We start from the raw sequence: 20,259 nt of genomic DNA on the forward strand, positions 1-20,259 counted from the left end.
GGCATCAATTACGCGGGTGGCTTCAAAGAGGTGGCCGCCGAAGTGGCCGACCTGGAACGCGCCGGGCTGGACATTGTCTTTGTGCCCGAGGCGTATTCGTTCGACGCGGTGAGCGCCCTCGGCTACCTGGCGGCCAGTACGGAACGGGTTCAGCTGGCTTCGGGCATCCTGCAGCTCTACACCAGGACACCCACGCTGACCGCAATGACGGCCGCGGGTCTCGACTACGTCTCCGACGGCCGCTTCACCCTCGGCCTGGGCGCCTCCGGCCCGCAGGTCATCGAGGGATTCCACGGTGTGCCCTACGACGCACCGATCGGCCGCACCCGCGAGGTCATCGAGATCTGCCGTCAGGTGTGGCGTCGCGAGACCCTGCAACACCGGGGCAAGTACTACACGATTCCGCTGCCCGCCGAACAGGGCACTGGTCTCGGCAAACCGCTGAAGCTCATCAACCAGCCTGTCCGGGAACGTATTCCGATCCTGGTTGCGGCGCTAGGCCCCAAGAATGTCGAGCTGGCCGCCGAGATCGCCGAGGGCTGGCAGCCGATCTTCTATCTGCCCGAGAAGGCGCGCGACGTGTGGGGCGAGGCTTTGGACTCCGGGCAGGCCAAGCGTGATCCCGCATTGGGTTCGCTCGAGGTGTACGCCGGCCCGGTACTGGCCATCGGCGAAAACGTCGAGCCACTACGCGAATTCGTCAAACCGCACCTGGCGCTCTACATCGGCGGCATGGGCGCCAAAGGCAAGAACTTCTATCACACCCTGACCACCAGATACGGCTACGGCCCGCAAGCCGACCGGATCCAGGAGCTGTACCTGTCCGGCGACAAGGACGGCGCCGCCAAGGCGGTGCCCGACGAACTGGTGCGCGACGTGAACCTGATCGGCACTCCGGGTTTCGTGAAGGAGCGGGTGGCGGCGTTCCGCGAGGCAGGGGTGACGACCTTGAATGTGGCACCGATCGCCGGAACACCGGCCGAGCGGGTCAAGCTCATCGAGACGCTTCGAGGCCTGGTGGACTAGATCGCCGGTAATTCAGTGTCGACGAACCGTTTCCGGTACGGGGAAAGCCGGGCGGCGATCTCCTCGCGGTCGAGTCCCAGGTCCTCGGCGTTGTAGAGGACGCCGCCGTAGCGGCCGCGGGGGTGCTCGGCGCGAAACGCCGCCATGGCCGCTCGCACGGAGTCATCGAAAGGTTGCCCGGCCAGGTCGTAGATGCGTGCGATGGTTCCCTCCTCGTCGGCCATGAAGTCTGCGAACCGCACGTCGATCGACTGATCGGCCGGCACCAGGTCGCGGTCGCGCAGACAGCCGTTCAGCAGGTCTTCGGCCCTGGCCAGCCAGTACCGCGAGGTCTTCACCGGATCAGGGTGCGCCGTGGCCATCCGCGACGAGTAGCTGATCATGGTGGCCATCGACAATGTCACCTCGACCGGATCACGATGTGTGACAACGAAGGTCGCATCGGGGAAGGTGGCCAGCAGGGTCGGGAACTGCTCGAGGTGCTGCGGCGACTTCAGCACCCACCGGGTGCCGCCCCGCAGCCACTGCATGGCCTGCAGCATGCGCTTGAGGTAGGCATAGGACGGGCCCTGGTCGTGTGCCTTGTAGTGGGCGGCGAAACTCGGTATGTGGTAGACGCTTTCGAGCAGCATGCCCGAGATGTCGTTGGCGAACAGCTGGATCTCTTCGTGCGCGTGCTCGACGGTCATGTCGTGCATGCGCTTGAATTCCGGCATCAACGTGTTCTGCAGTTCCAGCGCGGTGGCGCACCGGTCGCGGCGGGGCTGCTCGTCATCGGCCTCGTCCGGTGACGGGAACGGTTCCAGGCTTTCCCAGTACGGCAGGTGGCGCAGCGCGGGGTCGGCGGCCAGCATGTTGAGCAGGTGGGTGGTACCCGTGCGCGGCAGTCCGCAGATGATGATCGGGCGTTCGACGGGAATGTCCTCGATCTCGGGGTGCGCGGCGATCAGCTCCTCCAACCGCAACCGGTTGACCAGGTTCTGCACCACCTGCTCGTAGGCCATCGCGACGCCGGCGTCGGAAAGCCCCGCCTCGTCACGCAACGACGTGCAGAGCACCTCGAGCCGTTCCCGGACGGCGGGGTCGCCCCAATTGTTCAGGCCGGTCCGCTGCTCGGCGGCGGCGAGCATGTCCTCGGGTTGCAGCCGCAGGGTGCTGCCGTAGCCGGCCAATCCCTCCCGGATCGGTTGCGCCTCAGCCGTATAGCTGGGATCGGCCAGGTCGGTCAGCCTGATGTCGGGCGGACGGTCGGTCACTACGAGAGTCCCGCCACGTCGGCGACATCGATGACCCGGCACTCCGGCCGCGCCGGCGTCTCGTCGGGCAGGAACCAGCGCAACCAGATCAGGCCGCGGGCGCGCCCTGCGGTGGACACCCAGTTGGGGTGTCCGGGATCCTTGTCGCTGACCACGATTCGCCACCCGCCGTCCGGCTCGTAGTCGACGTGCTCGCCGTTGATGGTGACGCGTTCGTAGGTGTAGTCGTAGGTGTGCAGGAACGGGTTCCACAGGCACAGATTCCAGAACACGCACTGCGGGGACGTGCCGTCGATCACCAGAGCCTGGTCGGGTTGCAGGTCGTAGGCGCCCATCGCGTAGGCGGCGTCGGCGGCCGACCAGCCGTAGGCGTGCTGCGGTACCGGGAAGGGCTCGGCGATCTCGTTGGGCGGCTGAACCCTGGTGGGCAGGAACGACATCTGCTCGCGCAGCCAGGTGCGCGCCGCGCGGAATCGCCGGGCCAGGTCCTCGGGGCTGTCGGACTTTCGCGCGGGCGGGTCGATCGCCTCGACCTTCCACTGGGTGCGGCGCCCGGTGGCCGGTTCGGTGAGGTAGTCGCGGGTCAGCGCATGGACGGCGTCGGCGTCGAGCTTGAGCCACGTCCCGGGTTGCGGGTCTGGGCTGAGGGTGAATTCGAAGTTGCCGTCGGCGTCGAACTCCAGGTTGCGGTCGTTGACGGTCCCGACGATCCGGTTGCTGTAGCGGCCGTCGTCGGGCCCGCCGTAGACGGTCATCGACAAATAGACGGCATCGCCACGATTTCCGGTGACCCGGTAGGTGCGGGTGGGGTCGATGGGGGCGACTTGGTAGAAGGCGTCGGAGTTGTCGCCGCCCCATTTCAGGTAGGGGCCGATGACGTCGGTCAGGATCGGATTGTCCTTATCGCCCCAGACGTAGGTGTCGACGGCGACCCGCAGCACGCTGAATGCCAGGCGGTAGCCGTCGAGGATGTCGGGCTCGTCCAGCGGCGGATCGGCGGCGAGCATCTTCTGCTCGATAGCCCGCACCTCGTCGAGCAGGCCGTTAAAGGCTTCGGATACGTCGGCTGTCATCTGTTACTCACTTTCGTTTCCCTGCTCCTCGAATGACCAACGAGCACAAGCGTTCTGCGAGGGTGTTCACGTCGCCGTGTTGCTGCACCTGCGCGGCGTAGAAGGCGGTGCCGACGAGCACCTGGTAGAGCATGTCGACGTCGACATCCGGGCGCACCAGACCCTGCTCGACCCCGGTGCGCACCAGCGACCCGAATTCGGTGAGGATGCGTTCGTCGAGCAGTTGCTGGGTGCGGATGTGCAGTTCCCGGTCGCGGTTGCGGTCGGCGAGGATGCCGAGCGCGGCGGCCTCGACCACCGGCTCCCGCCAGAACTGCAGCACGCCGCGGACGAACACCAGCAGGTCGGTTCCGAAGTCGCCGGAAGTGTCGACGAGGGCGGCGTCGGGCGGCTGGCCGAACGCGGCCTCGAACACCACGTGCGTCTTGGACGGCCAGCGCCGGTACACCGTCGGCCGGCTCACTCCTGCCTCGCGGGCGATCGCGTCGATGGTCACCTGGTCATAGCCGTCGCGGGTCAGCAGCCGACGGGTTGCCCGCATGATGTCGCGCTGCGTGCGCGGGTCGCGGGGACGACCGCGGACCGGATCAGGCGCAGACATGGCAATATCGTTACATGACGTAACGTAATGCTGTCAATGGCCGAGCAAACACAAAAGCACCTGTCGAGCGTGCGGGTGCTTTTGTGTTCCCCCGCAAGTGGGAGGTGCCCCCAGCTCGCGCTGGTTACCGGATGGGCAGGCCCGTCAGTGCGCGCGAAATGACCAGCCGCTGAATCTCACTCGTCCCCTCGAAGATGGTGAAGATCTTCGCGTCGCGGTGCATCCGCTCCACCGGGTAGTCCCGGGTGTAGCCGTTGCCGCCCAGGATCTGGATGGCTTCGTCGGTGACATAGACCGCGGTCTCGCTGGCCACCAACTTGGCCATCGAGCCCTCGGCGGAGTCGAAGCTCTGGTTGTTGCGCGCCATCCAGCCGGCCCGCCACACCAACAGACGCGCCGAGTCGATACGGCTCTTCATGTCGGCCAGCTTGAACGCCACCGCCTGGAACTCGCCGATCTTGCGACCGAATTGCTCACGCTGGCAGGCGTAGTCGAGTGCGTACTCGTACGCGGCCCGTGCCACGCCGACGGCCATCGCCCCGACGGTGGGTCGGGTGCGCTCGAAGGTTTTCATCGCGGCTTGCCCACCGGCGGAGGCGCCGGACTTGACCCGAGCGATCCGCTTTTCGAATTTCTCGCGGCCGCCGAGTATCGCGTCCTCGGGCAGGCGGACGTTGTCGAGCACCACCTCGGCGGTGTGCGACGCGCGGATCCCGTGCTTCTTGAATTTCTGGCCCTGGGCCAGCCCTTTGGTTTCCGGTCCGATGACGAACGACGCTTGGCCGCGGGTGCCGAGCTCGGGATAGACCGACGCCACCACGATGTGGATGTTGGCGATACCACCGTTGGTCGCCCATGTCTTGGTGCCGTTGAGCACCCACTCCCGGGTGGCCTCGTCGTAGCGTGCCCGGGTGCGGATGGCGCCGACGTCAGAACCCGCGTCGGGCTCCGAAGAGCAGAACGCACCGAGCTTGGGGTCCCCGGCGGTGCCGAACATCTCGGGAAGCCAGCGCCCGATCTGCTCGGGAGTTCCGTTGCCCGCCAACGCCGCCGCGGCCAGCCCGGTGCCCATGATGGACAGCGCGATACCGGCGTCGCCCCAGAACATCTCCTCGAACGCGGTGAGCATGCCCAGCCCGGTCGGCTCACCCGCCTGCTGCGCGAAGAAATCGGGGGAGTAGAGCCCCACCTTCGCGGCCTCTTGGATCACCGGCCACGGAGTCTCCTCCCGCTCGTCCCATTCGGACGCGGCGGGGCGGATCACTTCGGATGCGAACTGGTGCACCCAATCGCGCACCTCGATCACGTCGTCGCTGAGTTGCAATGAGAAAGTCACGGTTCTTGCTCCTGAAATAGGTTGGTGTTCAGAAATTTTGGGGGCTGATGGCGTATTGCGCCAGGACACTGACCGTCTGGTTGACCCAGGCCTCGAAGTAACGCTCGTCGTCGATGTTGCCGGGTGAGCGGCCGGTGAGTGCTTGCAGTGTTGCGGCATAGGACAGCGACCCGATGGCAACTGCCGCGGCCGCCTCGGGATCGGGGATGTTGGTGCGGCCCGAGCGATTGGACGCGGCCAGTTCGTCGGCGAACCGCTGATAGGCGTTGTCGGTGATGACCTGCCAGGTCTTCTCGTCGAGATCGCCGAGCACGTCGGGTTCGCGCAGCATGACCTTGAGTAGATCCTCGCTCTGTTTCAGGTTGTTCCAGATCAGCCGGCCCGCGGTGCGCACCGCCTGTTCGACGTTGCGCGGTCCCTCGGCGTCGTACTGCTCTCGCGCGGACACGATGCTGTCGATCCGGTATTCGACTGCGGCCTCTAACAATTCGCGTTTCGACGCGAAATGCTTGTACAGCGCGCCCGATCCCGGTGCCAGACCGGACTCGCGCTGGATGTCTGCCACTGACGTCGCCGGGTACCCCTTCGCCGCGAAGAGCTTGAGCGCTGCACCGAGCAGCCGGTCACGTCCCGAGGTGGGCATAGGTGAGAGAGTACTCACTCACCCCGGTGTCTACCAAATCGTGCTGGTCGGCGGGGTGCGCAGGAAACCGGCTATGGGAGGATTCCCGTCGGGAACAGGCGTGCGGATGGGTGTGGGTCCGCACTACACGGCGGGGAACGAGCGATGAACGTGACGATGCTGCTGGCGGCGGTCGCCCTCGTCGAACTCGCCGGACTGATCGCGCTCGCAGTCCTGCTCATCGTGTCGCGGGGGCAACTACGGCGGGCGAGGACCGCACTCGAACGGATCCGCACGCCCAAGGCCGTGCACCGCCGTCGGCGCCAGGGGGTCGCGCCCGTCGCGATCAGGACGGCTCGAAACACTCTGAAGACGGCCGACTCGTTGACGAAGGGCATCGGAATCACGGTCCGAAATTCGATCGAAGATCTCGCGAGTTGGGCCCGCGTCGAGCGTCCCGATCTCGCCAGGATCACCGCCGACGGTCACGTCGTGATCGCGTTCTCCGACATCGAGGCCTCCACCGCTCACAACGAGGCCCTGGGCGACCAGGCCTGGGTGAAAGTGCTGGACCGGCACAACAAGCTGGTCGACAAGCTTGTCGCCGACCACGGCGGCCACGTCGTCAAGAATCAGGGCGACGGGTTCATGATGGCCTTCGCAGATGCCGGGCAAGCAGTGCGGTGTGGTGTGGCTGTGCAGCGTGGCGTGGGTGAGAACGCTGAAGTCTGGGATGGCATCCGCGTCCGAATCGGCATCCACATGGGGACCTCGGTCAGACGCGGTGACGACCTGTTCGGGCGCAACGTCGCCATGGCGGCGCGGGTCGCCGGGCAGGCCGATGGTGGTGAGATCCTGGTCAGCGAATCGGTACGGGACGCGATCAGCGACCTCGCCGACATCGAGCTGTGCATGCCGCGTGAAGTCGAACTCAAAGGCCTGCAGGGCAGCCACCACCTCTATCCGGTCAAGGTGCCCGGCTGACCCTGACATTGCCGGGGCCAATTACGGTCTCGGCGGATTAGGCTTCAGAGCATGGCAGCCTTGAAGTTCTTCCTGGAATGGCCCGTCTTCCGTCAGCTGCGTTCGGGGGATGTGTTCGGCCGCGGGCCGGCGGTGACCTCAAAGAAAACCCGCGCCATCACCCCGCGCACGTCGACCGCCGACCGCGTCGTGCAAAGCGTGTGCCCGTACTGCGCGGTCGGCTGCGGGCAGCGGGTTTACGTCAAGGACGAGAGGGTCGTCCAGATCGAGGGTGACCCGGACTCGCCGATCTCGCGAGGTCGGCTGTGCCCCAAGGGTTCTGCCAGTGAGCAGCTGGTGAACCTGGCGCATCGGCAACTGCACGTGCTTTACCGCGCCCCGCGCGCGACCGAATGGCAGCGCCTCGATCTCGACACCGCCATCGACATGGTGACCGACCGCTTCCTGGAAGCACGCCGCAACAGCTGGCAGGACATCGACAAGAAGGGCAACCTGCTGCGCCGCACCATGGGTATCGCGGCGCTGGGCGGTGCGACGCTGGACAACGAAGAGAACTATCTGATCAAAAAGCTCTTCACCGCCGCCGGTGCGATCCAGATCGAGAACCAAGCTCGTATTTGACACAGCTCCACGGTTCCCGGTCTGGGAGCCTCCTTCGGGCGCGGCGGCGCCACCCAATCACTGCAAGACATGGCCAACGCCGATTGCATCATCATCCAGGGTTCGAACATGGCCGAGTGCCATCCGGTCGGGTTCCAGTGGGTGGAGGAGGCCAAGGCCCGCGGGGCGCGGCTGATCCACGTCGACCCGCGCTTCACCCGCACCTCGGCGGTGGCGGACAAGCACATCCCGATCAGGGCCGGCTCGGATGTGGTCTTGCTCGGCGCGCTGATCAACCACGTGCTGACCAACGATCTCTGGTTCAAGGAGTACGTCGTCGCCTACACCAATGCGGCCACTCTGATCAACGAGAACTTCAGGGACACTGAGGATCTCGGCGGCTTGTTCTCCGGCTTCGATCCCGACACCGGCCAGTACGACCTGTCGACGTGGGCGTACGCCAAACCCGACGACGACGACATCGAAGCCGGCAGCCCCGAACACGGCGCCGAGGCCTCGGCGCGCGCGGCAGGTGACGAGCTCGGCGCCAGCGGTCCGCCGCTACCGCACGGCCGGGTGATACGCGACGAAACCCTGCAGCACCCGCGGACCGTGTTCCAGATCCTCAAGCGGCATTACGCGCGCTACACCCCCGAGATGGTGAAGGACGTCTGCGGCATCAGCATCGAGGACTTCCACTATCTCGCGCGGTCGCTGGTCGAGAACTCCGGGCGCGATCGCACCACCTGCTTCGCGTATGCCGTCGGGTGGACTCAGCACACCCTCGGGGCCCAATTCATCCGCACCTCAGCAATTTTGCAACTGCTGATGGGCAACATCGGTCGCCCGGGCAGCGGCATCATGGCGCTGCGCGGCCACGCCAGCATCCAGGGCTCGACCGACATTCCGACGCTGTTCAACCTGCTCCCCGGCTATCTGCCGATGCCCAAGGCAGGCACGCACGACACCCTCGCCGACTACCTGAACGCGGTGGGGTCCAAGAAGCAGAAAGGCTACTGGGCCAACGCCGATACCTACCTGGTGAGCCTGCTCAAGGCATGGTGGGGCGACGCCGCCCGGGAGGACAACGACTGGGCCTACGACTACCTGCCGCGGCTGACCGGCCCGCACGGCACCTACCAGACCGTCACGGGAATGCTGGCCGACGAGGTGGACGGCTACTTCCTGTTGGGCCAGAACCCCGCCGTCGGATCGGCGCACGGGCGGATGCAGCGCCTCGGCATGGCGCACCTGAAGTGGCTCGTGGTCCGCGACCTCAACATGATCGAGTCGGCCACCTGGTGGAAGGACGGCCCCGAGATCGCGTCCGGCGAACTGCGCACGGAGGACATCGAGACCGAGGTGTTCTTCTTCCCCGCGGCCACGCACGTGGAGAAGGCGGGCTCGTTCACCCAGACGCAGCGGCTGCTGCAGTGGCGTCACCAGGCCGTCGAGCCGCCCGGCGACTCGCAGAGCGAATGCGCCTTCTTCTACGAGCTCGGCAAGCGGATCAGGGAGCGGTTGGCCGGTTCGACCGACGAGCGTGACCGGCCGCTGCTAGACCTGACCTGGGATTATCCGATGGACGAGCACGGCGACCTCGATGGCGAAGCCGTGCTGGCCGAGATCAACGGGTATCACCTCACCGGCCCCGACGCCGGCAAGACGCTGTCGTCGTTCACCGAAATGCGCGCCGACGGATCGACCGCAGGGGGCTGCTGGATCTACACCGGGGTGTACGCCGACGGCATCAACCAGGCGGCGCGTCGCGTGCCGCACGGCGGCCCGACACCAAGCCAGTCGCAGTGGGGCTGGGCATGGCCGGCCGACCGTCGGATTCTGTACAACCGCGCGTCGGCCGACCCGGACGGCAACCCGTGGAGCGAGCGCAAGAGACTCATCTGGTGGGACCCGGAGAAGGAGCGGTGGGTCGGAGACGACGTGCCGGACTTCCCCGCCGACCGGGCGCCGGACAGCCATCCCGACCCCGACGTCGGCGGCCCGGACGCGCTGTGCGGAGACGACGCGTTCATCATGGAGCCCGACGGCAAAGGCTGGCTTTTCGCTCCCGTCGGCGTGGTCGACGGACCGCTGCCCACGCATTACGAGCCGCAGGAGTCGCCGGTAGCCAACCCGCTGTACCCCCAGCAGCAAAACCCGGCGCGAATCATCTTCGCGCGCAAGGACAATCTGAGCGCGCCGAGCGCCGGCGACAGCGGATCCGACGTGTACCCCTATGTGTTCACGACCTACCGGCTCACCGAGCATCACACCGCCGGAGGCATGAGCCGTTGGCTGCCGTACCTGTCCGAACTGCAACCGGAGATGTTCTGTGAGGTCTCCCCGGAGCTGGCCGCCGAACGCGGCCTGCAGCCCTACGGGTGGGCAACCATCGTCTCGCCGCGGGCGGCCATCGAGGCTCGGGTGCTGGTGACCGAGCGGATGACCCCGCTCGTCATCCGCGGCCGCACGGTGCACCAAATCGGGCTGCCCTACCACTGGGGCGTCGGTAACGACGCCGTGGTCAGCGGGGACGCGGCGAACGATCTGATCGGCATCACCCTCGATCCCAACGTGCAGATCCAGGAGTCGAAGGACGGCTCCTGCGACATCCAGCCCGGCCGCCGGCCGCGTGGCGAGGAACTGCTGCGCCTGATCGCCGAGTATCAGTCACGCTCGGGCGCGACGACCGAGACCGATAACGCACGAGTCACCGATCCTGAGCACGAGATCATCTATCCGCCGCGCGGGCAGCACACAAGGGGAGCCGATGGGCCAGCTAACGGGACCGACTGACCCCGCCACCGATGCCGGCTGGGACGGCTCCAAGCCGCGCAAGGGGTTCTTCACCGACACCTCGATCTGCATCGGTTGCAAGGCCTGCGAGGTGGCCTGCAAAGAGTGGAATCGCAACCCGCGCGACGGCGACCTCACCCTGCTGGGCTCGTCCTACGACAACACCGGCGCGTTGGGCGCCAGCACCTGGCGGCATGTCGCGTTCATCGAGCAGGGCCGGGACCGCATCGAGGAGGCGCGCGAATCCGGCCGTGCCCTAATCGATTTGGGCATGCCGGCCGTCGCGGGCTCGGCGGCTCGTGCGGACAGTGCGCCGCCGGACACGCCGGAGTTCCGCTGGCTGATGTCGTCGGACGTCTGCAAGCACTGCACCCACGCCGGCTGCCTGGACGTCTGCCCGACGGGTGCGCTGTTCCGCACCGAGTTCGGCACGGTGGTGGTGCAAGACGACGTCTGCAACGGCTGCGGAACGTGCGTGGCGGGATGCCCTTTCGGTGTGGTCGAGCGGCGCAGCGACGGCACGTACACGACGCCGGCGCATCGGCCCGACCGCCCGGCGGAGAAACCGGTCAGCGGCGTCGCCCAGAAATGCACCCTCTGCTACGACCGGCTGGTCGACGACCAGATACCGGCCTGCGCCAAGACCTGCCCGACCACGTCGATCAAGTTCGGCAACCACGACGAGCTGGTGGTACGCGCCCGGGAACGGGTCGCGCAGCTGCATGCCGAGGGCCGCTCCGAGGCCCGGCTCTACGGCGCCAACCAGCACGACGGCGTCGGCGGCACCGGGTCGATCTTCTTACTGCTCGACGAACCGGAGGTCTATGGCCTGCCGCCGGATCCGCGAGTGTGCACGGCGGACCTGCCGAGCATGTTCAAACGCGCCGGCCTGGCCGCGGCCGGCATGCTGGGTGCGGCCGCGCTGGCGTTCTGGAGGAGTCGATGACGACATCCGAGTTCGACAGCCTGCGGCCGCCGGAACCAGAGGGCAAGCGTCGCAAAAGAGGAGAGGGCGGCCGGCGCCGCGACGAGTCATTGATGGTGCCCGAGGCGGAGTTCACCTCGTACTACGGACGCCCGGTGGTCAAGCCGGCGCCATGGGAACACGACGTCGCGGCCTATCTGTTCCTGGGCGGCGTCGCCGGCGGATCCGGCCTGCTTGCGGCCGGCGCCCAACTCACCGGCCGCACCAAGCTGCGCCGCAACGCACGGTTGTCTGCTCTGGTGGCGGTCGGGCTCGGTGCGGTGGCGCTGGTCAAAGACCTGGGTCGGCCGGAGCGGTTCGTCAACATGATGCGGACCATCAAGTTGACCTCCCCGATGAGCCTGGGCTCCTGGATCCTCAGCGCCTTCAGCGGCGGTATCGGGATTGCGGCGGTGTCGGAGGTGGACCGGATGACGGGCGAGCGGCTCCCGCTGGGGCCTTTACGTCCGGTGTTGCGTGCGGTGGAAGGCCCCGCCGGCTTGGAGGCGGCGGTGTTCGCGGCGCCGCTGGCGGTCTACACGGCGGTCCTGCTCTCCGACACCGCGACCCCGACCTGGAATGCGGCGCATGAAGACCTGCCGTTCGTCTTCGTCAGCTCGGCCAGCCTCGCCGCGTCGGGTCTGGCGATGATCACCACCCCGGTCGCCGAGACCGGCCCGGCCCGGCGGCTTGCCGTGCTCGGTGTGGTCGGGGACGTGGTGGCGATGAAGCTGATGGAACGCCGGATGGATCCGCTGCTCGTCGAACCGCTGCATCACGGTCGCCCCGGCGAGATGTTGAAGTGGAGCGAACGGCTGGCGGTGGCGGGTGCTTTGGGGACGCTGCTCGGTGGCCGGCATCGCGGGGTGGCGGTGGTGTCCGGTCTGGCGCTCATGACGGCGTCGGCGCTGACCCGGTTCGGCATTTTCGACGCGGGCAAGGAATCCACCCGCGATCCCCGCTACACGATCGAGCCACAGAAGCGCCGGCTGGCCGCGCGGCGGGCCGCGGGCATCACCGGCGACTCGATCACGACGGCGGGCTAGTCCGTCTGCGTGCGTTTCAGCGGATCTCGATGCCCGCCCCGGCCACGGTGTGGCCGATAACGGGATAGCCGGGTAGCTCGCCGAGCACCAGCAGCCCGCCGGAGGTCTGCGCGTCGGCGAGCAGCAGCAGGTCGTCCTCGCTGACGTCCGCCCGGAGGTGCGGCCGCACCCAGTCCAGGTTGCGTCGGGTCCCGCCGGAGACGAAGCCGTCTTTCAGCGCCTCGCGAGCGGCCTCGATCACCGGGACCGCTGAGCGTTCGATGACGGCACCGACGTTGGAGGCCCGGCACATCTTGTGCAGGTGGCCGAGCAGCCCGAAGCCCGTCACGTCGGTGGCCGCGCGCACGCCGGCCGCTAATGCTGCCGTCGCGGCGTCGCGGTTGAGCTGGGTCATGGTCTCGATCGCTTCCTCGAAGACCTCGCCGGTCTGCTTGTGCCGGTTGTTGAGCAGGCCGACGCCGAGCGGCTTGGTGAGGGTGAGCGGCAGGCCCGGCTCGGCGGCGTCATTGCGCAGCAGCCGGTCGGGGTCCGCCACACCGGTGACGGCCATGCCGTACTTCGGTTCCGGGTCGTCGATCGAATGGCCGCCGATGACCGGGCAGCCCGCCTCGCTGGCCACCGCAAGTCCGCCGCGCAGCACCTCCGTCATCAGCTCCAGGGGCAGCAGGTCGCGCGGCCAGCCGACGAGGTTGATCGCAACCACCGGACGTCCGCCCATCGCGTACACGTCCGAAAGCGCGTTGGCCGCGGCGATGCGGCCCCAGTCGTAGGCGTCGTCGACGACCGGGGTGAAGAAATCGGCCGTGGACAGCACCGCGAGATCGCCGACCAGCACCGCGGCGGCGTCGTCGCCGTCGTCGAGCCCGACCAGCACGTTCTCGCCCGACTGTCCGACCAGACCACGCACCGCCTCTTCGAGCTCGCCGGGCGGAATCTTGCAGGCACAGCCGCCGCCGTGCGCGTAGCTCGTAAGGCGAGTTTGGGGCATGGCCCGAGGTTACCCAGGGCCCAGCGTGCGGCTGGCCGCACACTCGGTGCCGAGCGTGCGGCCAGCTTCACATTCGGCGCTCAAGTACGCGCAAGCTAGGTTTACCGACGGAGGCGTTTGGGTTCCTGGTGGTCCCCCCGGTCTTCAAAACCGGTGAGATCGAGTAGCTCGGTCTGGCGGGTTCGATTCCCGTCCGTCTCCGCAAGCATTCATCGAGGAGGCACGTGACACAGGTCGACCCGCGCCGCCTGATTCCGCGCACCGATCAGCTGCTGGCGCTGCCGGCCGTGCAGCAGGCGCGGACCCGGCTGGGCGAGCAGGTCGTGCGCGCGGTGGTGCGCGACGTCCAGGAGCAGGCCCGCCGTGGTGACCTTGCTCCCGACCAGGTGCAGGACCGCGTGGTGGCCGCCCTGGCTGCGGGAACGGCCACGTCGCTGCGGCCCGTGCTCAACGCCACCGGCGTCGTCGTGCACACCAACCTGGGTCGGGCCCCGCTCGGCCCCGGCGCGGTCGAAGCGCTGGTCGAGGCGAGCGGCTACGTCGACGTCGAGCTCGACCTCGCCACCGGCACCCGGTCCAAGCGGGGAGTAGCCGTGCGTCTAGCGCTGCTCGCGGCCTGCCCGGCGGCCGAAGAAGCGCTGGTGGTCAACAACGGTGCCGCCGCCCTCGTGCTGGCGACCACCGCGCTGGCCGCCGGTAGAGAGGTCGTGGTCAGCCGTGGCGAGCTGATCGAGATCGGCGCCGGGTTCCGGCTGCCCGACCTGATCGCTTCGACCGGTGCCCGGCTACGCGAGGTGGGCACGACCAACCGCACTCATCTGAAGGACTACGCCGAGGCGATCGGGCCGCAGACCGGGTGCGTGCTGAAGGTGCACCAGAGCAACTTCCGGATAGACGGATTCACCACCGCCGTCGCCCTGTCCGACCTGCGGGCGTTGACCGCACAGCGGCAAGTGCCGTTGGTCGCCGACCTCGGCAGCGGGCTGCTGGTACCCGACCCGCTGCTGCCCGACGAACCCGACGCCGCCACCGCGCTGGCCGAGGGTGCCGACGTGGTGACCGCGAGCGGGGACAAACTGCTCGGCGGACCGCAGGCGGGCGTGGTGCTCGGCCGCGCGGAGGTGGTGACCCGGATGGCACGCCATCCGCTGGCTCGAGCGGTCCGGGCGGACAAGCTCACCCTCGCCGCACTCGAGGCGACCGTGCGCGCCGGCGTCTCGCCGGTCACGCAGGCTTTGCACGCCGACCCCGAACGCCTGCGTGCCCGCGCCGAAAGTCTTGCCGCGGCGGTCGGCGCGTCCGTCGTCGCGCACGACGGCCGGGTCGGCGGTGGCGGGGCCCCCGGCGTCCCGCTGCCCGGCTGGGCGGTTCGTCTTCCGGAGTCCGCTGCCGCCTTGCTGCGTGCCGGAGACCCGGCGGTGCTGCCGCGGGTGCACGACGGCGCCTGCCTCCTGGACCTGCGGTGCATACCGGAGTCCGACGACGATGAGCTGTTGGCCGCTGTCCAAACGGCGTTGGGTGTCGACCGCTGAGCCGGCACGTTATAGCCACCGCCGGCCACGTCGACCACGGCAAGAGCACCCTCATCCGTGCTCTCACCGGGATCGAGCCCGACCGGTGGGAGGAGGAACGTCGTCGAGGGCTGACCATCGACCTCGGCTTCGCCTGGACCACCCTGCCGTCGGGCCGCGAGATCGCCTTCGTCGACGTGCCCGGCCACCAGCGTTTCCTGGGCAACACCCTGGCCGGCCTCGGCCCGGCGTCGGTGGTCTGTTTCGTCGTCGCCGCCGACGAAGGTTGGCAGGCGCAGTCCAGCGACCATCGAGACGCGGTCGCGGCGTTGGGCATTCGACACGGCCTCATCGTGATTACCCGCGCCGACCGGGCCCCGGAGCGTGGCGCCGAGGTCCTGACGCAGGCGCGCACGGAGTTGGCCGAGACTGGTCTGCGCGATGCGCCGGGCGTCGTCGTGTCCGCGGTCGACGGCACCGGCCTGACCGAGTTGCGCGCCACCCTCGACCGCGTCCTGGCGCTGGTGCCCGCACCGGATACCACCTCGCGGCTGCGGCTGTGGGTCGATCGCTCCTTCACCATCACCGGCGCGGGCACCGTGGTGACCGGGACGCTCACCGCCGGGACGGTGGCTCGCGGTGACCAGCTGCAGCTGCTCGGCGGGGACCGCAAGCGGTCGGTGGTGATCCGCGGTCTGCAGAGCTGCGGCGAGCCCCACACCACCCTGGGACCAGTGGCCCGGGTGGCGCTCAACCTGCGCGGCGTCTCGCGCGATGCCATCCACCGCGGCGATGCACTGATCACCCCCGACGCGTGGCCGAGCACCCGCACGCTCGACGTGCGCCGCACTACCGGCGATCCATTCACCGAGGTCGCGGCGCAACTCGCCGTGCATGTGGGTAGCGCTTCCATGCCCGCCCGGCTGCGACCTTTCGACGAGAACCATGGCCGGCTCACGCTCGAGCGGCGGCTGCCGCTGGTGCTCGGCGACCGGCTGGTGTGGCGAGTGCCCGGCAGCGCGCTGGGTGGTGCTCAGGTCCTCGACGCCGAACCGCCGGCGTTGCGCCGACGCGGCGACAGCGCGCGCCGGGCCGCCGCGCTGGCCGCCATGGACGCCCGCGGCGACGTCGCGGCCGAGGTGGCCCGTCGGGGTGCGGTGCAGGAAAGCCACCTGCGCCGGTTGGGATTGCTGCCGGATACCGCGCCCCCCGAGGTGCGCGTGCTTGACGGTTGGTGGGTGCACCGCCCGGCCTTTGACGGCTGGCGGCAGCGGCTGCGAACAGCCGTAGACGAGCTACACGCTCGAGATCCGTTGGCCGATGGGCTATCCCGCGGAGCGGCGCGTGACCTGCTCGCGCTGCCCGACGAGTCGCTGCTGGCCGCTGTCGCCCGCGACGCGGGCCTGGAGCAGGAGGGCGGTCACATCCGGGTGGCCGGCGCTCGTGACGACCTGGGCGGCGCCGAGGCGGCGGTCGGTGAACTAGAGGACAGGCTGCGCGCAGAGCCGTTCCGGGCGCCGGAGGCCGACGAGCTGTCGGCACTGCGGCTCGGTGTGCGTGAACTTGCCGCAGCCGAGCGGGCCGGCCGGGTGCTGCGGCTGGGCGACGGCTCGCAGACTGGAGTCGTGCTGCTGCCGACGGCACCTGCGCTGGCGATGCGGGAGCTTGCCCGCCTCGAGCAGCCGTTCACCACCAGCCAGGCGCGCCAAGCGCTCGCTACCACTCGGCGCGTCGCGATCCCGTTGCTGGAGCATCTGGATGCGCGCGGCTGGACCCGTCGATTGGACGCCGGCCACCGTGAGGTCGTGCGCTAGGTCAGATCGTGAGTAGGTCGCCGGGTAACTCGTCGTCGAGTACGGCCTGAGCGAGCAACTCACCCAGCAGTGGTCCGAATTTCATCAGGTTGCTGCCGACGAACGCGACGACGCGACCGCGGCATCCCACCGTCCAGCCGTCTCCGCCGGAGTCGAGCCAGGGGGCGCGAACGGTCACGCAGTCGACGCGGTCCACAGGGGACAGCGACGGAAACAGCGCGCGCACGACGTCGGGGTCGGGCACCTCCTGCCCGAAGGCCCAGCGGCCCGTACTGCCAAGCGGTAACCCGTAACCCTCGGGCGCGGACAGGCACGCTGCACCGGTGGCGTCAGCACCCTCGTAGGTGAAGCGGGTGTGTGGGGCGAAATCGACGGCGAGCGGGCCGAACAGTGCCGGCGTCTGTACGCCTGCGCAGATGAGCACGCGGTCGGCCGGCACGGTGGTGCCGTCCGCGAGCCATGTCGAGCCGTCGTCGCCGACCGACACAACCTCGCCGCGCCGAACGGCCACTCGCTGCGACAAGCTGACCAGGGCGCGGCGGATGCGCAGGCTGCCGCCGAGCGGATCGAGCAGTCCGGTGTCCCAGGGGATGGACGCGAAGGGAATCCGTGCCGCGATCTGCGGCCGGTCAAGCCACGAGAACGCGGCGCCGGCAGCTGCCATCGCCGCTGCGGTGTCCTCGCGCGGACCCGCGGCGATGAAACCTTCCGAGCCGAGCAGCCGTCCCGTGCCGAATTCCGCTTCCCAGCGCCGCCAACCTCCTCGGGCACGTATCGCAAGCCTGCATAACGCCGGCCGCCGGTGTGCGACGCGGAAGATGCGAGCCAAACCCGACGACTGCTCGGCGAACGGTTCGCCGCGCTCGAACACGATCACCGGCTTTCCCCGCCGCGACAGCTCATAGGCCGCCGCGAGCCCGCATATCCCCGCGCCGACAATGACGATCACGGGCTGAGCACCTGGCAGGCCGGTCGTCTGGCTAGGTGCCGAACCACCCGACCAGTGTAAGTTTCGGCAGCGGATGGCCGACCGGGGCGCAACTTGCACTGCGCGCGGTGCGGACCCTAGCGTCGTTCGCAGATGTCAGCGAGATTCTTCTGGTTTCTGCCTACTACCGGTGACAGCCGCTCTATCGTCGGCGGGTCGCACGCCTCGTCGAACCGCGCGATACCGGCCGGATACCGCCCTCCTAGCCGCCGCTACCTGGCCGAGGTGGCTCGGGCCGCCGACCGGTTGGGCTTTGAGGGCGTGCTGACCCCGACGGGTACCTGGTGCGAAGACGCATGGCTCACCTCTGCCGCATTGTTGGCCGAGACCGAGAAGTTGAAGTTTCTGGTCGCATTCCGGCCCGGGCTCGTCCCTCCCACCCTGGCCGCGCAGCAGACCGCGACGCTGCAGCGGTTCTCCGAAGGCAGGGTGCTGCTCAACGTCGTCAGTGGGGGCGACGACGCTGAGCAACGTCGTTTCGGCGACTGGCTCAGCCACGACGAGCGCTATGCGCGCACCGCCGAATTCCTGCAGATCGTGCGATCGGTGTGGACGCAGGACTCCGTGGACTTCACCGGCAAGTACTACACGGTTGCCGACGCCCGGGTATCCGCGCCGCCGGATCCGTTGCCGGAGATCTACTTTGGCGGTTCCTCGGTGGCGGCTCTGCCGATCGCGGCCGAATTCGCCGACGTCTACCTCACCTGGGGTGAGCCCCCGCAGGCCGCAGCCGACAAGATCGACAAGGTGCGCACCGAGGCGGCCGTCCGGGGCAGACCGGTCCGATTCGGCATCCGGCTGCACACCATCAGCCGCGACACCTCGGCCGCGGCCTGGGCCGTGGCCAACGAGATGCTTGCCGGACTCACCGCGGCGGAAATCACGAAAGCTACTGCACTGCATGCTAGTTCGGAGTCCGAGGGGCAACGCAGGATGACCGCGCTGCACGGTGGCCGCGTCGACAAGCTGGAGATCTACCCGAATCTGTGGGCCGGTGTGGGCTTGGTGCGTGGTGGTGCCGGCACCGCCCTGGTAGGCAGTCACCGGGAAGTCGCGAACCTGATCTCCGAATACCATGCGCTGGGCTTCGACGAGTTCATCCTTTCGGGCTACCCGCACCTGGAAGAGGCGTACTGGTTCGCCGAAGGCGTGTTGCCACTACTGGCCGAGAAACAGGCTTTGCGATCTCCGTGATTCCAACAACGTCCGGCGCCTGGGGAGCTGCCTGGCGCTCGAGGTGATTCCAGGTCTCGGCCTGAACTGATTTGCGCTGCTAGACGTAGTAATCGCGCGGTCAGCGGTGGGGCGGGTGGCCGACACCCAATCCGGTTGGATCCGCGCACCGCGCGGCTGTCGGCTCCGGTCAACAGTGCTGTCATGGAATCGACCGGCGATCCCGCGTGTTCCAGACAGTTGGCGGCGGCGTTTGCGTTGGCGCCACGGTCCTACCGCACGGGGAGGCACACCTTCATGGCCGGTTCGTCGAGTCCTATCCACCTCGCCGTTGCACTGGATGGTGCCGGATGGCATCCGGCCGCGTGGCGGGCCGACGACGCACGATCTGGCCAACTGTTCGACGCCGGCTACTGGGCCGAGCTGGTCGCCGTGGCCGAACGCGGAGCGTTGGACTTCGTGACGATTGAGGATTCGCTGACGTTGCAGTCTGACAACCCTTTTGAGCCCGACGATCGAGTCGATCGGGTGCGGGGGCGGTTGGATGCGGTGCTCATCGCGAGCAGGGTCGCGCCGCGCACCCAGCGGATCGGGCTGGTGCCGACGGCGACGGTCACCCACACCGAGCCATTCCACATTTCGAAGTCGATCGCCACGCTTGATTACGTCAGCACCGGCCGAGCCGGGGTTCGGGTTCAGATCTCGGCACGCGCGGACGCGGCAGCCCACTTCGGGCGTCGTGAACTGCAACAGCAGATCGGCGAGTACTTTGCCGAGGCCGCGGATTACGTTGAGGTGCTCCGTCGCCTGTGGGACAGCTGGGAGGACGACGCCGAGATTCGCGATGTCGCCACCGGACGGTTTGTCGACCGAAACAAGCTGCATTACATCGACTTCCAGGGACGGTGGTTCTCTGTCAAGGGTCCTTCGATCACGCCGCGCCCGCCCCAGGGTCAGCCGATCGTCGCGGCCCTGGGGCATGGCGGCGCGTCCTACCAGCTGATCGCCGGCAGCGCCGACGTCGGGTTCGTCACCCCACGCGACTCCGCGCAGGCATCCGGCATCGTCGACGAGATCCGTGCGCTGCAACGGGCTGCCGGCCGAGGCGGGGATCCGCTACACCTTTTCGCCGACCTGGTGGTGTTCCTCGACCGCGAATCGCGGACAGCGCAGGCGCGGCGGCGCCGCTTCGACGATCTCGCCGGTATCGAATATCACAGCGACGCAAAAGTTTTCGTCGGGACGCCCGCGCAGCTGGCCGATGTGCTGCAGGAGTGGCACGGCACGGGACTGTCCGGATTCCGACTGCGGCCGGCCGAGCTTCCGCATGACCTCATTGCCATCACCGAGGGTTTAGTCCCCGAGTTGCGTCGCCGCGGACTGTTCCGCACCACCTATGAGGCCGACACGCTGCGAGGACTGCTGGGGCTGGCCCGCCCTGCCAACCGCTACCAGATCGCCTGACCGATTGAGGAACCTCG

Annotated in this window: 16 protein-coding genes and 1 tRNA gene; 10 read left to right on the forward strand and 7 right to left on the reverse strand. The window is 68.2% G+C overall.

From position 1 onward, the window contains the following. The first annotated feature begins 3 nt into the window (after nt 1–3). On the forward strand, nt 4–1,026 hold the full coding sequence (locus VML93_RS24870) for an LLM class F420-dependent oxidoreductase (RefSeq protein ID WP_325614964.1): 1,023 nt from the start codon (nt 4–6) through the stop codon (nt 1,024–1,026). Here the strand turns inward: VML93_RS24870 and VML93_RS24875 are convergent. From VML93_RS24875 to VML93_RS24895, 5 genes are all read right to left on the reverse strand, one after another. Beyond that, the gene (locus VML93_RS24875) at nt 1,023–2,282 is read right to left on the reverse strand and encodes a sulfotransferase (protein WP_325614936.1); all 1,260 of its coding nucleotides are present in this window, start codon (nt 2,280–2,282) and stop codon (nt 1,023–1,025) included. The genes VML93_RS24870 and VML93_RS24875 overlap by 4 nt on opposite strands. Continuing rightward, complete coding sequence (locus VML93_RS24880; protein ID WP_325614937.1) at nt 2,282–3,355, reverse strand: DUF1214 domain-containing protein; 1,074 nt, start codon at nt 3,353–3,355, stop codon at nt 2,282–2,284. The genes VML93_RS24875 and VML93_RS24880 overlap by 1 nt, the downstream gene beginning before the upstream one ends. Nucleotides 3,356–3,362: 7 nt before the next feature. Further along, nucleotides 3,363–3,956: a TetR/AcrR family transcriptional regulator gene (locus VML93_RS24885; protein ID WP_325614938.1), complete on the reverse strand. Its 594-nt coding sequence runs from the start codon at nt 3,954–3,956 to the stop codon at nt 3,363–3,365. A gap of 124 nt (nt 3,957–4,080) precedes the next feature. Next, nucleotides 4,081–5,292: an acyl-CoA dehydrogenase family protein gene (locus tag VML93_RS24890; protein WP_325614939.1), complete on the reverse strand. Its 1,212-nt coding sequence runs from the start codon at nt 5,290–5,292 to the stop codon at nt 4,081–4,083. A gap of 28 nt (nt 5,293–5,320) precedes the next feature. Then, complete coding sequence (locus VML93_RS24895) at nt 5,321–5,935, reverse strand: TetR/AcrR family transcriptional regulator (protein WP_325614940.1); 615 nt, start codon at nt 5,933–5,935, stop codon at nt 5,321–5,323. Between the two features lie 144 nt (nt 5,936–6,079). Here VML93_RS24895 and VML93_RS24900 point away from each other — a divergent pair, with 144 nt between their 5' ends. From VML93_RS24900 to nrfD, 4 genes are read left to right on the forward strand one after another with little or no spacing between them, the layout of a single operon-like run. Then, the gene (locus VML93_RS24900) at nt 6,080–6,898 is read left to right on the forward strand and encodes an adenylate/guanylate cyclase domain-containing protein (protein ID WP_325614941.1); all 819 of its coding nucleotides are present in this window, start codon (nt 6,080–6,082) and stop codon (nt 6,896–6,898) included. Nucleotides 6,899–6,949: 51 nt separating this feature from the next. After that, nucleotides 6,950–10,294: a formate dehydrogenase gene (gene fdh, locus VML93_RS24905; protein WP_325614942.1), complete on the forward strand. Its 3,345-nt coding sequence runs from the start codon at nt 6,950–6,952 to the stop codon at nt 10,292–10,294. Further along, on the forward strand, nt 10,269–11,240 hold the full coding sequence (locus VML93_RS24910; RefSeq protein WP_325614943.1) for a 4Fe-4S dicluster domain-containing protein: 972 nt from the start codon (nt 10,269–10,271) through the stop codon (nt 11,238–11,240). The genes fdh and VML93_RS24910 overlap by 26 nt, the downstream gene beginning before the upstream one ends. After that, on the forward strand, nt 11,237–12,304 hold the full coding sequence (gene nrfD / locus VML93_RS24915) for an NrfD/PsrC family molybdoenzyme membrane anchor subunit (RefSeq protein WP_325614944.1): 1,068 nt from the start codon (nt 11,237–11,239) through the stop codon (nt 12,302–12,304). Before VML93_RS24910 ends, nrfD begins: the two co-directional genes overlap by 4 nt. Nucleotides 12,305–12,320: 16 nt before the next feature. On the opposite strand, the gene selD is transcribed toward nrfD, so the two are convergent. After that, complete coding sequence (selD, locus tag VML93_RS24920) at nt 12,321–13,292, reverse strand: selenide, water dikinase SelD (protein WP_325614945.1); 972 nt, start codon at nt 13,290–13,292, stop codon at nt 12,321–12,323. Nucleotides 13,293–13,401: 109 nt separating this feature from the next. On the opposite strand from selD, the gene VML93_RS24925 reads away from it, so the two are divergent. From VML93_RS24925 to selB, 3 genes are all read left to right on the forward strand, one after another. Then, nucleotides 13,402–13,494 (forward strand) — tRNA-Sec (locus VML93_RS24925). A gap of 22 nt (nt 13,495–13,516) precedes the next feature. After that, entirely contained in the window at nt 13,517–14,824 is a 1,308-nt protein-coding gene (selA, locus tag VML93_RS24930) for an L-seryl-tRNA(Sec) selenium transferase (protein ID WP_325614946.1), read from the forward strand. Next, complete coding sequence (selB, locus tag VML93_RS24935) at nt 14,821–16,617, forward strand: selenocysteine-specific translation elongation factor (RefSeq protein WP_325614965.1); 1,797 nt, start codon at nt 14,821–14,823, stop codon at nt 16,615–16,617. Before selA ends, selB begins: the two co-directional genes overlap by 4 nt. 1 nt (nt 16,618) lies before the next feature. Here the strand turns inward: selB and VML93_RS24940 are convergent, their stop codons facing one another. Next, nucleotides 16,619–17,566 (reverse strand): FAD-binding oxidoreductase, encoded by a 948-nt coding sequence (locus tag VML93_RS24940; RefSeq protein ID WP_325614947.1) that lies wholly within the window; start codon nt 17,564–17,566, stop codon nt 16,619–16,621. Nucleotides 17,567–17,698: 132 nt separating this feature from the next. Here VML93_RS24940 and VML93_RS24945 point away from each other — a divergent pair, with 132 nt between their 5' ends. Both VML93_RS24945 and VML93_RS24950 read left to right on the forward strand, forming a co-directional pair. Continuing rightward, a complete protein-coding gene (locus tag VML93_RS24945; protein WP_325614948.1) occupies nt 17,699–18,799 on the forward strand; it encodes an LLM class flavin-dependent oxidoreductase in 1,101 nt (366 codons plus the stop codon). Nucleotides 18,800–19,075: 276 nt separating this feature from the next. After that, nucleotides 19,076–20,242 (forward strand): LLM class flavin-dependent oxidoreductase, encoded by a 1,167-nt coding sequence (locus VML93_RS24950; RefSeq protein WP_325614966.1) that lies wholly within the window; start codon nt 19,076–19,078, stop codon nt 20,240–20,242. Nucleotides 20,243–20,259: the final 17 nt, after the last annotated feature.

The sequence above is a fragment of the Mycobacterium sp. genome, from assembly GCF_035499775.1.
In the GTDB taxonomy this organism is placed as follows: domain Bacteria; phylum Actinomycetota; class Actinomycetes; order Mycobacteriales; family Mycobacteriaceae; genus Mycobacterium.

Bases quoted from the DNA above. Each gene is read 5' to 3' on its own strand.
- VML93_RS24895 (WP_325614940.1), bottom strand. From the start codon at position 5,935: ATGCCCACCTCGGGACGTGACCGGCTGCTCGGTGCAGCGCTCAAGCTC.
- VML93_RS24950 (WP_325614966.1), top strand. From the start codon at position 19,076: ATGGCCGGTTCGTCGAGTCCTATCCACCTCGCCGTTGCACTGGATGGT.
- VML93_RS24910 (WP_325614943.1), top strand. From the start codon at position 10,269: ATGGGCCAGCTAACGGGACCGACTGACCCCGCCACCGATGCCGGCTGG.
- VML93_RS24885 (WP_325614938.1), bottom strand. From the start codon at position 3,956: ATGTCTGCGCCTGATCCGGTCCGCGGTCGTCCCCGCGACCCGCGCACG.
- selD (WP_325614945.1), bottom strand. From the start codon at position 13,292: ATGCCCCAAACTCGCCTTACGAGCTACGCGCACGGCGGCGGCTGTGCC.
- VML93_RS24880 (WP_325614937.1), bottom strand. From the start codon at position 3,355: ATGACAGCCGACGTATCCGAAGCCTTTAACGGCCTGCTCGACGAGGTG.
- VML93_RS24900 (WP_325614941.1), top strand. From the start codon at position 6,080: ATGAACGTGACGATGCTGCTGGCGGCGGTCGCCCTCGTCGAACTCGCC.
- VML93_RS24945 (WP_325614948.1), top strand. From the start codon at position 17,699: ATGTCAGCGAGATTCTTCTGGTTTCTGCCTACTACCGGTGACAGCCGC.
- nrfD (WP_325614944.1), top strand. From the start codon at position 11,237: ATGACGACATCCGAGTTCGACAGCCTGCGGCCGCCGGAACCAGAGGGC.